The organism is Blastococcus sp. PRF04-17 (genome assembly GCF_023016265.1).
Taxonomy (GTDB): Bacteria; Actinomycetota; Actinomycetes; order Mycobacteriales; family Geodermatophilaceae; genus Blastococcus_B.
Genome location: NZ_CP095412.1, coordinates 2,427,582 through 2,441,286, shown reverse-complemented (window position 1 = coordinate 2,441,286; position 13,705 = coordinate 2,427,582). Strand labels below are relative to the sequence as shown.

The 13,705-nt window shown below is 74.4% G+C and carries 10 protein-coding genes; 3 read left to right on the top strand and 7 right to left on the bottom strand.

The window, feature by feature from the left end; all coding sequences use genetic code 11:
- Positions 1–108 precede the first annotated feature (108 nt).
- Positions 109–915: a TrmH family RNA methyltransferase gene (locus tag MVA48_RS12395; RefSeq protein ID WP_246980761.1), complete on the top strand. Its 807-nt coding sequence runs from the start codon at positions 109–111 to the stop codon at positions 913–915.
- Here MVA48_RS12395 and MVA48_RS12390 read toward each other — a convergent pair whose 3' ends face one another.
- From MVA48_RS12390 to sepH, 4 genes are all read right to left on the bottom strand, one after another.
- Positions 916–1,371 (bottom strand): general stress protein, encoded by a 456-nt coding sequence (locus MVA48_RS12390; RefSeq protein WP_246989211.1) that lies wholly within the window; start codon positions 1,369–1,371, stop codon positions 916–918. It lies immediately after the preceding gene.
- Positions 1,372–1,425: 54 nt separating this feature from the next.
- A complete protein-coding gene (locus MVA48_RS12385) occupies positions 1,426–3,246 on the bottom strand; it encodes an ABC transporter ATP-binding protein (protein ID WP_246980758.1) in 1,821 nt (606 codons plus the stop codon).
- Positions 3,243–5,024 (bottom strand): ABC transporter ATP-binding protein, encoded by a 1,782-nt coding sequence (locus MVA48_RS12380; protein WP_246980757.1) that lies wholly within the window; start codon positions 5,022–5,024, stop codon positions 3,243–3,245. Before MVA48_RS12380 ends, MVA48_RS12385 begins: the two co-directional genes overlap by 4 nt.
- A 133-nt stretch (positions 5,025–5,157) precedes the next feature.
- Positions 5,158–6,102, bottom strand: coding sequence for a septation protein SepH (gene sepH / locus MVA48_RS12375; RefSeq protein WP_246980755.1), 945 nt, complete (start codon positions 6,100–6,102; stop codon positions 5,158–5,160).
- Between the two features lie 245 nt (positions 6,103–6,347).
- On the opposite strand from sepH, the gene MVA48_RS12370 reads away from it, so the two are divergent.
- The gene (locus tag MVA48_RS12370) at positions 6,348–8,255 is read left to right on the top strand and encodes a S9 family peptidase (protein WP_246980753.1); all 1,908 of its coding nucleotides are present in this window, start codon (positions 6,348–6,350) and stop codon (positions 8,253–8,255) included.
- Positions 8,252–9,730 carry a circularly permuted type 2 ATP-grasp protein gene (locus MVA48_RS12365; protein WP_246980751.1) on the top strand — a complete coding sequence of 493 codons (1,479 nt, stop codon included), beginning with the start codon at positions 8,252–8,254 and terminating at the stop codon, positions 9,728–9,730. The genes MVA48_RS12370 and MVA48_RS12365 overlap by 4 nt, the downstream gene beginning before the upstream one ends.
- A gap of 7 nt (positions 9,731–9,737) precedes the next feature.
- Here MVA48_RS12365 and MVA48_RS12360 read toward each other — a convergent pair whose 3' ends face one another.
- From MVA48_RS12360 to MVA48_RS12350, 3 genes are all read right to left on the bottom strand, one after another.
- Positions 9,738–12,464, bottom strand: a complete 2,727-nt coding sequence (locus tag MVA48_RS12360; RefSeq protein WP_246980749.1) for an ATP-binding protein — start codon at positions 12,462–12,464, stop codon at positions 9,738–9,740.
- A 68-nt stretch (positions 12,465–12,532) separates the two neighbouring features.
- A complete protein-coding gene (gene serC / locus MVA48_RS12355) occupies positions 12,533–13,378 on the bottom strand; it encodes a phosphoserine transaminase (protein ID WP_246989209.1) in 846 nt (281 codons plus the stop codon).
- Positions 13,285–13,644, bottom strand: a complete 360-nt coding sequence (locus MVA48_RS12350; RefSeq protein ID WP_246980747.1) for a hypothetical protein — start codon at positions 13,642–13,644, stop codon at positions 13,285–13,287. Before MVA48_RS12350 ends, serC begins: the two co-directional genes overlap by 94 nt.
- Positions 13,645–13,705 lie beyond the last annotated feature (61 nt).

Here is a 13,705-nt window from a genome sequence, read left to right as displayed (position 1 = left end):
AGGTGACCTGAGCGTGAGGGGTTCTCCCTCGTGGTGGACCGTGAGGGAGGACGCCGCATGATCAGGGACCCTGATCCCCGCCCGACCCGCGCGGGCAGAATCGGCGGGGTGGCCGTCCCCGTCGTCATCACCGATCCGGACGACCCGCGGGTGGCCGACTTCCGCGACCTCAAGGCCGGTGACCGCCCAGCCGGAACGCAGCGCGGCACCGGCACGGTCATCGTCGAGGGCGTGCCGGCGGTGGCGCGGCTGCTCGCGTCCCCGTACCGGGTGCGCGCGGTGTTCGGCGTCCCCGGCCGGGTCACCGCGCTCGACCTGCCGGACGACGTCCCGGCCTACGAGGCGGACAAGTGGCTGCTCTCGGAGGTCATCGGCTTCCGGCTGACCCGTGGTGTGGTCGCGTCGGCCGACCGCCGCCCGCCCGCGGACCTCGACGACCTGCTGGCCGGCCCGGATCCCGCCGCGCCGCGCCGCCTGGCCGTCCTCGAGGCGCTCAACGACGCCGAGAACCTGGGCTCGATCGCGCGGTCGGCGCTGGCGCTGGGTGTCGACGGCCTGCTGCTCGACCCGCGCTGCGCCGACCCGCTCTACCGGCGGTCGGTGCGGGTCTCGATGGGGCACGTGCTCGCGCTGCCGTTCGCCGTGCTGCCCGAGTGGCCCGGCGACCTCGCGCGGCTGCACCGCGCGGGCTACACGACGGTCGCGCTCACCCCGGCGCCCGACGCCGTCGACCTCTCGGACGTCGACCCGAGGGAGCACCCGCGGACGGCGGTGCTGCTCGGCGCCGAGGGCCCTGGCCTCACGCCGGAGGCGCAACAGGCCGCGACGCTGCGGGCGCGGATCCCGATGCGGCCCGGCGTCGATTCGCTGGGGGTCGCCGCCGCGGCCGCGATCGCCTTCGCCACCCTCCGCTGATCAGCCCCGCAGCGAGAACCGCGCGAGGTGGGCGCGGGCGTCCTCGGCGTGCGCCGGGTTGCACATCACGTCGTACCGGCTCGCCCTGATCTTGCTCGTGCTCGTGAAGTCGCGACGGCCACGGGTCATCGCGTAGCCGGTGGCGCCGAAGACGGCGCCGAACGCCAACCCGATCAGCAGGCCGGTGAGCACCGATCCCACCCACTGGCCGCCGTCGGCCGAGAAGATGCCCAGCAGCAGGCCGACGAACAGGCCCCACCAGGCGCCGCCCGCCGCGCCGGCGGCGAGGGCTCGGCCCATGGTGAGCCGGCCGGTCACCGTCTCGATCATGCGCAGGTCGGTGCCGATGATCGTGACGTTCTCCACCGGGAACTTCTGGTCCGCGAGGTAGTCGACCGCGGACTGCGCCTGCTCGTAGCTGTCGTAGGAACCGACCTGCACGCCGCCGAGGGGCATGGACACCGAAGCACTCATGCCGGTTCAACTACCCGGCGGCTCCACCTGTTCCACTCAGACCAGGCTGTCGGCCCATGCGCGGTGCAGGTCGGCGAACCGGCCGATCCCCCGGATCAGGTCGCTGGGCGAGCCGTCCTCGACGATCCGGCCGTCGTCCATGACGAGCACCCGGTCGGCGATCTCCACCGTGGACAACCGGTGGGCGATGATCAGCGCGGTGCGATCGGCGAGCAGCGTGCGGAGGGCCCGCTGCACCAGGCGCTCGCTCGGCACGTCGAGGGAACTGGTGGCCTCGTCGAGGATGAGCACGGCCGGATCGGCCAGGAACGCCCGCGCGAAGCTCACCAGCTGGCGCTGCCCCGCCGACAGCCGGCCACCGCGCTTGCTGACGTCGGTGTCGTAGCCCTCGGGCAGGGCCGTGATGAAGTCGTCGGCGCCGATCGCCCGGGCCGATGCCTCGATCTCCTCGCGGGTCGCTCCCGGCCGGCCGAAGGCGATGTTGTCGGCGATGCTGCCGGAGAACAGGAAGCTCTCCTGGGTCACCATGACCACCGCGCGGCGCAGGTCCTCGTCCGCGAGCCGGTCCAGCGGCACCCCGTCGAGCCGGACGGCGCCGTCCTGCGGGTCGTAGAACCGCGCGGCCAGCCGGGCCAGGGTGGACTTGCCGGCGCCGGTGGCACCGACGAGCGCCACCGTCTGCCCGGCGGGGATCGTGACGTCGAGGTGCGGCAGTACCGTCCGATCGGTGTAGCCGAACCGGACGCCGTCGAGGACGACCTCCCCGCGTGCGGCGGGGAGCGGCACCGGATCGGAGGGCTCGGCGACCGTCGGCCGTTCCTCCAGGACGCCGGACAGCTTCTCCAGCGCGGCCGTTGCCGACTGGTAGGAGTTGTAGAACATCGCGACGTCCTGCAGCGGGTCGAAGAACCGGCGCAGGTAGAGCAGGAACGACACGAGCACGCCGACCGCGAGGTCGCCGTCCATGACGCGCAGCGCGCCGTAGGTGAGGACGGCGACGGTGACCAGGTTCCCGATCAGCGTCACGGCCGGCACGAACACCGCGATCAGCCAGAAGGCGCGGTCGTGCGCCCGGCGGTTGTCCTCGTTGAGGACGGCGTGCAACTCGTCGTTGCGCGGCTCCCGCCGGAACGCCTGCACGGCCCGGATGCCGCCGAACGTCTCGGTGAACTGCACGATCAGCGCGGCGACGGTCTCGCGGGTGCGGCGGTAGGCCTTCGTCGAGTTGCGCTGGAACCAGCGGGCCACCCAGAACAGCACCGGGAAGCCGAGCAGCGCCACGACGCCCAGCGGCGGGTCGAGGACGACCAGGACCACGCCGATCGTCACCACGCTGAACATCGCCGTCACCAGGTTGTCCAGGCCCTCGTCGAGCAGCTCGGCCAGGGCCTCGATGTCGCTGGTGAGCCGGCTGATCGTCTTGCCCGAGGTGTAGCGCTCGTGGAAGGCCAGCGGCAGGCGCTGGACGTGCCTGAACACCCGGCGGCGCAGCGTCAGCAGCACCGCCTGGCCCACCCGCCCCGACCAGGTCAGGAAGACGAACCGCAGCACGGTGTCGAGGACGGCGGCGCCGAGCATCGCCACGGTGATCCAGACCAGCGGCCGCACGTCGCCGTCGACCAGCGCCGGCACGGCCACGTCGATGCCCACTCCGATGAGGAACGGACCGGCCAGCCAGGCGAGGTTCTGCACCGTGATGGTGAGCAGCAGCCCCCACAGCGACCGGCGGTGCGGGGCGATCAGCTCGCCGAGCAGCCGGCGGGAACGGTCGCGGAGGTAGATGCCCGCGCCCGCCGACAGCTCGTCGCGGTCCTCGCTGGCGACGCCGCGCCAGTCCTGGCCGGGGTCGTCGCTCACGAGGGCACCTCGGCCAGCTCGCTCTCCTGCGCCAGCAGGTCGCGGTAGGCCGGCACCTCGGCGAGCAGCTCGCTGTGCGTCCCGACCGCCGCGATCCGCCCGCCGGCGAGCAGCGCGACCCGGTCGGCGAGCAGCACCGTCGACGGACGGTGCGCCACGACCAGCGCGGTCGTCTCGGCGAGCACGTCGCGCAGCGCGGCCTCGACGAGTGCCTCGGTGTGCACGTCCAGCGCCGACAGCGGGTCGTCGAGGACCAGCACGGAGGGTCGGCCGAGGACGGCACGGGCCAGCGCCAGCCGCTGCCGCTGCCCGCCGGACAGCGACAGCCCCTGCTCGCCGATGCGGGTCGCCAGCCCCCACGGCAGGTCGTGGACGAACTCCGCCTGCGCCACCCGCAGCGCCTCGGCGATCTCGTCGTCGGTCGCGTCGGGGCGCCCGAGCGCGAGGTTCTCGCGGACGCTCATCGAGAAGAGGGTGGCGTCCTCGAACGCGGTGGCCACGACGCTGCGCAGCTGGCGGAGCGGCATCTCGCGGACGTCGACGCCGTCGATGGCGACCCGGCCGGCGGTGACGTCGTAGAGGCGGCCGACCAGGGCGGTCAGCGTCGTCTTTCCGGACCCGGTCGCCCCGACCAGGGCCACGGTCTCACCGGGCGCGAGGTCGAGGTGGACACCGTCGAGCACCGGTGCGGTCGCGCCGGGATAGGTGAACCCGACGGCCTCGAACGTCAGCCGGGCCGGGGATCCGACGACGGCCGGCCGCACGCCGGACCGGTCGTCGACGGTGATGGGGGCGTCGAGGATCTCGCCGATCCGGTCGCAGGCGCTGGCCGTCTCCTGCGCGAAGGCGAAGAGGAAGCCCAGTGACAGGATCGGCCACAGCAGCACCGTGAACAGCGCGACGAAGCCGACCAGGCCGCCGATGGTGAGGGCGCCGGTGTTCACCGCGACGGCCCCGCCGACCAGGATCATCGCGAGGGTCGCCTGCGGGTGGAACTCGAACAGGCACCAGAGCAACGCCAGCGTGCGGATCTTGGACAGCTCCAGCCGCCGCAGCCGGGTCGCCTTGCGGTCGTACCGGCCGAACACCAGGCCGCTGCGCCCCAGCGACCTGACCACGCGGATGCCCTGCACCGCTTCCTCGACGTCGGTGGCCAGCTCACCCTGTTCGTCCTGCACCTGGCGGGCCTGCAGGTTGTAGCGCCTCTCCCACCTCAGGCCGAGCGCCGACAGCGGGACGGTGGTCAGCAGCACGGCCAGCGCGAGCGGCCAGTAGGTGACGACCAGGAGCACCAGGACGACGGCGCACATCACCAGGTTGACGGCGAGGAAGACGCCGGCGAACCCGACGAACCGCCGCACGGTCGCGACGTCGGACGTCGCCCGGGACAGCAGCTGCCCCGATGGCCACGTGTCGTGGAAGGAGACCGGCAGTCGCTGCAGCCGCTGGTAGAGGGTGTCGCGCAGATCGCGCTCCAGCTGCAGGCAGCTCTTGTTCATCGCCCACCGGCGCAGGAAGAACAGCGCGGCCTCGGCGATGCCGAGCACCAGTGCGAGACCCACGAGCGGCACCAGCCCGGCGCGGTCGCCCTCGGCGATCGGGCCGTCGACGATGGCGGCCGTGACCAGCGGCACCGTCAGCTGCGCCAGCGACGCGACCAGCGCGGCCACGAAGGTGAGGACCAGCAGTCCGCGGTACGGGCGGGCGAAGGGGACCAGCCGGAGGAGCGCGGAGAGCTTGCCCCGGTCGTCGGGCGGGGAGATCGGGGCCGTGTCCATGACAGCCCGAGGCTAGGCCCGGATACTGACCGGAGCGAACCAGTTTCTCGGCCGGCGGAACCCGCCCTCTCCGCTTTCGGTACAGAAAGCGTCGGGGGGCGGTCCCGCTTTCTGTACCGAAAGCGGGGACGCGTCAGCGGTGGCGGCGGACCCCGAAGACGATGTCCTCCCACGCCGGGATGCGGGCGCGCGGATCGCCGTCCTCGCCCTCCTCGCCGGTGCCCCGGCCGAGCACCACGGTGTCGTGCTCGGCCACCTCGTCGAGCAGGTCCTCGACCGAGGGCTCGTCGGGTGCGCCCACGGCGGGGTGCACGTCGCGGACGTGCTCGTCGTCGTCGGCGCGCAGGTCCGCCGGCAGGACGTCGGGCGTGACGGTGTCGTGCACCAGGGCGTCCGGCGCGCGCCCGCGCACGAACGACACCGCGCGGCCGCGGGGGCCAGGACCCCCGCCCACGGGTGCGCCGTTCGGGACGTCGGGGACGACGCGGACGAGACGGGTGCCCTCGGCGAAGTCGGTCGTGGCGGCGTCGTAGGGGGCGACCGTGCGCGACGGGATGTCGAAGGTCCACCGCGTCGTCCCGGACTTCGCGCCGGCCCGCCAGGAACCGGTGATCTGCCAGGTGCCGTCGTCGGTGCGGTGCGCGTCCCACGTCACCGCGTCGATGTCGGAGTCGATCAGCCGCAGCCGGTCGGTCATGAACTGCCCGAGGGCGACGGTCGGCGGACCCTCGGACAGCCGCACGCGGGCCTCGCGGGCCTGCTCGGCGACCCGCGCGCGCTCCTGGATCACCGGATGGGCGAAGCGCATGATCCGCTCCACCCGCGTCCCCGATGCGGCAGCGACCTGCTCGGGTGTCTCGCCCGCGCGGATGCGGGCCTGGATCACCCGTGGCGGGAGCTCCACGCCGGCGTCGACGTCGATCTGGGTGAGCCGGCGGGCGTCCCCGCGGGCTGCGGCGCGCACCCGGTCGTCGATCGGGAGTTCGAACCGCTCTCCGTCGGCCGGGTCGGTGCCCCCCGCGGCGAGGACGAGACTCTTCCCGTCGTCGGAGAGCGCCACGAGGCGCAGTGTGCGCATGGGCGGACCTCCTGCTGACTCCGCGGACCCGGCCGTCGAGAGACGGCCCGGAGCCCGAGGCTATCGGCGCGCCCCGGGCGCGGCCCGGAGGTCGCCCGGCGTGGCGTCGGCGCAACCCCTCGCGCGAGGGGTGCGGAAAGGGCTGGTCTCCGCCGATGAGGACCGATGTCATCTGTCCGCAACATGCGGCGGGGACAGTGGCCGCCGACCGGCCCGCAGAGCGACGGAGCGAGAGGAGAGGTGCGATGGTCAGCCCGCTGACGGACCCGTGGTCCGTGCCGGACGACGCCGCGCTGCCCCTCGCCCTCCCGCACCAGCTCCCGGCCGGGGTCGGCCGCGCGGTCGCCGCGATCAACGCAGCGCCCGGCGCCTGGTGTCCCGCGCTGTCCCCGGAGGGGGACCGGGTCGCCTACGTCACCGACCGCTCCGGCCTGCCCCGCCTCGAGGTGGCCGATCTCGACGGGTCCGCCGTGCCCGCGGTGCTCTCCCTGCCGACCCAGGAGGTCGTCTCGGTGGCGTGGTCCCCGGACGGCGCCTGGCTGGCCTACCTGGTCAGCCCGGGCGGCTCCATCTGCGCCGAGCTGCACGTCGTCCGCCCGGACGGCTCCGGCCACCGGCTCCTGGCGGGGGAGGATCCCCGAGCCACCGTGTTCGCCGGCGGCTGGACCGGCCCCGGCCACTACGCCTGCTCCATCGCACCCGGCGACGGCCCGGACGCCGACGTCGTCCTGGTCGACGCGGTGACCGGCGCCCACCGGACGATCGCCCGCGGCGGCTTCCTGTCGGTCACCGCGGTCTCGGCCGACCAGCGGTGGGTGCTCGCCCGCAGGGGCCCGCGCGCGTACCGGCACATCGTGCTCGTCGACGTGGCGACCGGCGACCAGCGCCCGGTCCTGGCGCCCGACGCGCCGGGTGGTCTGGCGTCGGAGGACGGGCGCTTCGGTCCCGGCGGCCGCTCGGTCTTCGTCCGCGCGTCCCTGCCCGGTGAGCCGTTCGCCGACCGCGCCGGTCTCGTGCAGGTCCCGCTGACCGAGGAGGGCGTCCCGGGCCCGGGCGAGGTCGTGCTCGCCCGCCCCGACGCCGACCTCGACGGCTACGCCCTGCGCACCGACGGCACCGTGCTCGCGGTCTGGACCAGGGACGGCGTCACCGAGCTGTGCGTCCACGCGCTGGCCGACGGCGCGGTCGTCCGCGAGATCGCCCTGCCCGAGCCGGTCATGCCGGGATGGTCCCTGGCCGCCGACGGCGAGACGATGATCGCCGAGCTGACCGGGCCCCGTTCCCCCCGCGGCCTGTGGGTCGTGCCGCTGGACGGCCGGCCCAGGCCCAGTCGGCTGCCGTCGGCCCCCGCGTGCCCCGACGCCGAGGGTCTCGCGGCAGCCGACCTCGCCGTTCCCGTGCTCCGCTCCTACGTGGCGCCCGACGGCCTGCCGCTGTCGGGCTGGCTCTACACGCCGCGCGGCGTGCACGGCCCCAACCGGACGGTCGTCACCTTCCACGGTGGGCCCGAGGGCCAGGAGCGGCCCGCGTGGTCGCCGACCATCCAGAGCCTGGTGACCGCGGGGTTCACCGTCTTCGCGCCGAACGTGCGCGGCTCCGGTGGCTTCGGCCGCGCGTTCCTGACCGCGGACGACGGCCCCGCGCGCGAGGCCTCGTTCGACGACGTCCGGACGACGGTCGACGTCCTGGTGACCGCCGGCATCGCGGAGCCGGGGCGGATCGGCGCGCACGGCTGGTCCTACGGCGGCTACCTCACCCTCGTGGCCCTGACCCGCTGGCCCGACCTGTTCGCCGCCGGTGTCACCGGCGCCGGCATGAGCGACCTGCGCACGTTCTTCGCCGCCACCGAGCCGTGGATGGCCGCCGCCTCGGTCACCGAGTACGGCGACCCGGTCGTCGACCGGGAGATGCTGGCCGAACTCTCGCCCCTGACCGATCTGGCGCGGCTGCGCTCGCCGGTGCTCTTCGTCCACGGGGACAGGGACACCAACGTGCCGGTCGCCGAGTCGGTGCAGGCGCATGCGGCGCTCCAGGCCCTCGGCGCCACCACCGAGCTCCTGCTGCTGCCCGGCGAGGGGCACACCATCGTGGGTCGCGAGCACCTGGTCGAACTGGGCGAGCGGCTCGTCGCCTGGTTCGATCGCTGGCTGTGAGCCGGCCCCTCTTCGCCGACTACCGTGCAGCCCCCGCCGACGAGGCGGTCACTCCGGACGGTCGGCTGCGGAACGCCTACGCCGTCCTCGGCCCGGCGCTCGACGAGCTCGGGCTGCCCGGGCTGACGGCGGCCGCGGCCGTTCTCGCCAGCGAACGGGAGGCGCGGGGGGTCACCGTGGGCTCGTGGGCCGACGGCAGGCAGACGGTCCGCACCGTGCCGCTGGACCCGATCCCGCGGGTGGTGCCCGGCGCGGAGTGGCGCACCGTCGCGGCCGGGGTCGAGCAGCGGCACCGGGCACTGAACGCCTTCCTCGCCGACGCCTACCGCGCGGCCGGGCGGCGCCGGGGTGACCCGGACCGGGCGCCGGAGGTGGTCCGTGCCGGCGTGCTGCCGGAGTGGGCGGTGGCGCACAGCCCCGGCCGCGACCCGGACGCGGTCGGCCAGGCCTGGCCCGGGCAGCCGCGGGTGACCGTGGCGGGCACCGACGTGCTGCGCACCGCCTCGGGCCGGTGGCTCGTGGTCAAGGACCACCTCCGGGTTCCGGCCGGCCTCGGCTACGCGCTGGCCAACCGCGAGGGCATGCGGGCCGCGCTGCCCGGGTTGTTCGCGGCCGCCCTGCCCGCCGCGACGTCGCTCGCCGACGCGGCGGAGGCCGTTCCGCTGCTGCGCGCGGGGCTGCGATCGGCGGCGTCCCCCACGTGCCAGGGTGTGCCGCGCATCGCCGTCCTCACCGCCGGGCCGGGCGACAACGCCTGGTTCGAGCACGGGCTGCTGGCCGTCGCGCTGGGCGTGCCGCTCGCGCGCGCCGCGGACCTGTGGCCGCGGATGGACGGCGGGATCGAGGTCGTCGTCGGTGGCGACCGGGTGCCGGTCGACGTCCTGTACCGCCGGTTCGACGACGGGATGCTCGGCGCCTACCGCACCCCGATAGGGCAGTCGCTGGACTCGCTGCTGACCGACGCGGTCCGTGCGGGGCGGCTCGGACTGGCCAACGTGCCGGGCAACGGCCTGGCCGACGACGCCGCCGCGTTCGCGTGGGTGCCCGCGATGATCCGGTTCTACCTCGGGGAGGAGCCGCTGCTCGACTGTCCGCGGACGTGGGTGCTCGCCGACGAGGAACAGTGGGCGCAGGTGCGGGGCCGGCTGCACGAGCTGGTCGTCCGTCCCGTCGCGGGGTACGGCGGACGCGGCGCCGTCGTGGGCCCGGCCTGCTCGGCCGCGGACCTGGCTGCCCTGCAGGCGGAGGTGGCCGCGGCACCCTTCCGCTTCGTCGCCCAGGAACCGGTCGCGGCCACCGCGGTGCCCACGCTGGTGGACGGCGCCCTGCAGCCGCGGCCGGTGGAGCTCCGGGTGTTCTCGGCGGCGGTCGGGCGGGGCGGCGTGTCCGTCCTGCCCGCGCCGCTGACCCGTGTGGGGCTCACCGGTCGTGGCGCCCGGGACGGCGGCACGAAGGACACCTGGCTCCTCGGCTGACCCCGGATCAGCCGCCCGGGACGCGCACCCGGGAGGTGATGACCACCGTGGTCCCCTCGGGACTGGGGATCGCGGTGACCTCTCCGGTCGCGCTCATCAGCGTGGAGCCTCGGCCGCGGTCCATCGACGGCACCCGCTCGCGCCACTGCCCGAAGTCGCGCACCGAGATGCGCACGTCGGCGCCGGAGAGCGACGCGCTGACGACCACGAACGGCTCGGTCGGCTCCTGGGCGTGCTCGACGGCGTTGGTGGCGGCCTCGCAGGCCGCCAGCAGGAGGTCGTAGGCCTGGTCCTCGTGCAGCCCGGCGTCGGTCAGCCAGCCGCGCAGGCGCCGGCGGAGCACCGGGATCGAGGTGACCTGGGACGGCAGCCGCCACTCCGCCTGGGGCCGGTCGTCGCCCGATCGCGGCTCCCGGGGCCGGCGGGGCGCCGGTGGGCCGGCGACGACGGTGGCGGGATCCGGCGGGGGCACCGGGTCGGGCACCGGGGCCGCGGGGGCGACCTCGGCGGCGGCCGCCGCCCGCCGGCCGGCCGTCCGCTCCAGGACGGCGCGCACCCGGGCCAGCAGCTCGGCGGCGCGGAACGGCTTGGCGAGGTAGTCGTCGGCCCCGGCCTCCAGCCCCTCGACCGACGCCTCCTGCCCGGCGCGGGCGGTCAGCATGATGACGGGGACGTGGGCGGTCGCGGGGTCGCCGCGGAGCGCGCGCAGCAGTTCGAAGCCGTCGACCCGCGGCATCATCACGTCGGTCAGGACGATGTCGGGCGGCTGCTCCGCGACGGCGGCCAGTGCCTCCTCGCCGTTGGCGGTGGTCCGCACCGACCAGTACGGGCGCAGCAGGCGGGTCAGGTAGGCGCGCATGTCGGCGTTGTCGTCGACGACGAGGACGCATCCGGTCTCGGCGTCCTCGCCCGGCCGGGAGGTGTCCTCCTCCCAGCTCGCCGCCTCGCCCCGGGCGGCGTCCGACGGGTGGGCGGCGCCGCCGAGGTCGTCGACCGCGTCGGGGACACCGAAGGGCAGCGTCACGGTGAAGGTGCTGCCGGTTCCGGGCTCGCTGGCCACCGACACGGACCCGCCGTGCAGCGCCGCCAGCTCGTGCACCAGCGCGAGGCCCAGCCCCGTGCCCTCCCGGGTGCGCGCGGTGGCGCCGGCGACCCGGTGGAATCGCTGGAACAGCTGGGGGAGCTCTTCGGCGACGATGCCGACCCCGGTGTCGGAGACGGTGAGCACGAAACGGTCGTGGTCGGTGCGCAGGGAGACGTCGATGCCTCCGACGAAGGTGTACTTCACCGCATTGGCCAGCAGGTTGACGACCACCTTCTCCCACATCCGGGGGTCGACGTAGGCGGGGCGGCCCAGCGGCGGGCAGTCCACGGTCAGCCGGAGCCCGGCCCGCTCGGTCGCCGCGCGGAAGATGCCGGCCAGCTCCGCGGTGAAGGTCGCGACGTCGGTCTCGACGCGGACGGGACTGGCCCGGCCGGCCTCGATGCTGGCGAAGTCCAGCAGGTCGTTGACCAGCCGCTGCAGGCGCTGCCCGTTGCGCATCGCCAGCGTCAGCTGCTCCCGCACCTCGTCGGGGAGGGGGTTGCCGGCGTCCTCCAGGACGTCGCCGATCGGGCCGAGCAACAGGGTCAGCGGCGTGCGCAGCTCGTGGCTGACGTCGGAGAAGAACGTCGTCTTCGCACGGTCGAGCTCGGCGAGCGACTCGGCGCGCAGCCGTTCGGTCTCGAAGGCCCGGATGTTGGCGACAGCGCCGGCGAACTGACCGGCCACGAGCTCGTAGAACGAGCGGTACTCCGCGTCCAGTGACCGGTTGGGACTCCTCCCGGCGAGGAGCAGTCCCAGCGGCTCCGCGTCGCGGGAGGGTGCCAGCGGCAACAGGACCGCACTCGTCACCGGGTCGCCGAACAGCGCGCTCGTGACGCCGAGGTCGGTGACCTCCGTCGGTAGGTCCTCGGGCAGCGCCAGCTCCGGGAGCCGGTCGGCGTCGACACCCACAGCCGCGACCCGCCGGTACCGGCGATCGCCGGGCTCCGCCAGGTAGACCGCCGCGAACGGGACGTCGACGGAGTCACCGGCCAGCGCGCGGCACATGTCCGCGACGGTCTGGTGCTCGTCGCCGAGCCGGCCGCCGGCGGTCGCGAGCGCGTGGAGCAGACGTTGTCGGCGGGCAGCGACGAGCTCACCGGTCACCTCGGTGCAGATCGCGTGGATGCCCGCGACGCGGCCGTCGTCGTCGAACGCGGGAGCGTGGGAGACGGTGAAGTACGTCTCCTCCCGATAGCCGTGGCGCTCGAGCTGCAGCAGCAGCCCAGGCATCCACGACGCCTCCAGCGTTCGCATCGCGTGCTCGATCGGTGGCTGCAGGGCGTCCCAGGTCTCCGGCTGGGTACGCCGGATGTCCTTGCCGATCGCGGGGTGCTTCGCGCCGATCACCGGGGCGTAGGCGTCGTTGTAGAACTGGAGGAGGTCCGGTCCCCAGAGCACGATGGTCGGGAATCGCGACATCAGCACGGTCCGGACGGCGAAGCGCAGACTGTCGGGCCACGACTCGATCGGGCCCACCGACGTGCTCTCCCACGCGAACTCGGCCATGAGCCGACCGCACTCCCCGCCGGCGGCGAACAGGTCGCCCCCACGAGGTCCCGACGGGGAATCGGGGACCACGCTCACCTCCAGCCGGGAACTGCGTGCCGCCACCGGGTCGGCGCTGCGTCCGATGGGCGGGCGGAACACCCGGCCACGGGCACGCGCTTGGGGAACCTACCTGCGCCACCTGGGAGCGCGCAGGCCGGATCGCCGTCCTAGAGGCGCTCGACCACGTGGTCGATGCAGGCGGTCAGGGCCGACACGTCATCGGGGTCGACCGCCGGGAACATGCCCACCCGCAGCTGGTTGCGACCCAGCTTGCGGTACGGCTCGACGTCCACGACGCCGTTGGCCCGGAGCGTCTTGGCCAGCGCCGCGGCGTCCACAGTGTCGGCGAAGTCGATGGTGCCGACCACCAGCGAGCGATGGGCGGGGTCGGCGACGAACGGCGTCGCGTACTCCGATCTCTCCGCCCAGCCGTAGAGCCGGTTCGACGACTCGGTGCTGCGGGCGACCGCACCGGACAGGCCGCCGAGGCCGAGCAGCCACTGGATCTGGTCGGCCAGGAGGAACAGCGTGGCCACGGCCGGGGTGTTGTAGGTCTGGTCCTTGCTGGAGTTGTCGACGGCGATCGACAGGTCCAGGAATCCGGGGATCCAGCGACCCGACGCCTTGATCTCGGCGACCCGGGCGAGGGCGTCGCCGGACATGACCGCGATCCAGAGCCCGCCGTCGGCGGCGAAGCTCTTCTGCGGGGCGAAGTAGTAGACGTCGGTCTGCGCGATGTCGACGGGCAGGCCGCCGGCGCCGCTGGTGGCGTCGATGAGGACGAGCGCGTCGTCGTCACCACTGGGCCGGGTGATCGGCGCCATGACTCCGGTGGAGGTCTCGTTGTGCGCCCATGCGTAGGCGTCGACCCCGGGCTGGCCAGCCGGGATCGCCAGCGAGCCGGGCTCCGCCTTGGCGATCACCGGGTCGTCGAGGAAGGGGGCCTCGGCCACCGCGGAGGCGAACTTCGCGGAGAACTCGCCGTAGGTGCCATGGGCGCTCCGCGAGCGGATGAGGCCGATCGTGGCGGCGTCCCAGAATGCCGTCGTCCCCCGTTGCCGAGGACGACCTCGTAGCCGGCGGGCAGGTCGAAGAGCTGGGTGAGCCCTTCGCGGATCTGCCGCACGAGGTTCTTGACCGGCGCCTGGCGGTGGGAGGTGCCCATGATCGCGGCACCGTCACCGGCCAGGGCCCGCAGGGCCTCCGGCCGCACCTTGGACGGACCGCACCCGAAGCGGCCGTCGGCGGGCAGGAGCTCTGCGGGGATGGTGATGTTCATCCGGGCGTGCCTCTCGGTACTCGGTTACAGCTGGACGGCGGCCCCGCTGCAGGGCCCCGCC

Bases quoted from the DNA above. Each gene is read 5' to 3' on its own strand.
- MVA48_RS12390 (WP_246989211.1), bottom strand. From the start codon at position 1,371: ATGCCCCTCGGCGGCGTGCAGGTCGGTTCCTACGACAGCTACGAGCAG.
- MVA48_RS12380 (WP_246980757.1), bottom strand. From the start codon at position 5,024: ATGGACACGGCCCCGATCTCCCCGCCCGACGACCGGGGCAAGCTCTCC.
- sepH (WP_246980755.1), bottom strand. From the start codon at position 6,102: ATGCGCACACTGCGCCTCGTGGCGCTCTCCGACGACGGGAAGAGTCTC.
- MVA48_RS12370 (WP_246980753.1), top strand. From the start codon at position 6,348: ATGGTCAGCCCGCTGACGGACCCGTGGTCCGTGCCGGACGACGCCGCG.
- MVA48_RS12350 (WP_246980747.1), bottom strand. From the start codon at position 13,644: ATGAACATCACCATCCCCGCAGAGCTCCTGCCCGCCGACGGCCGCTTC.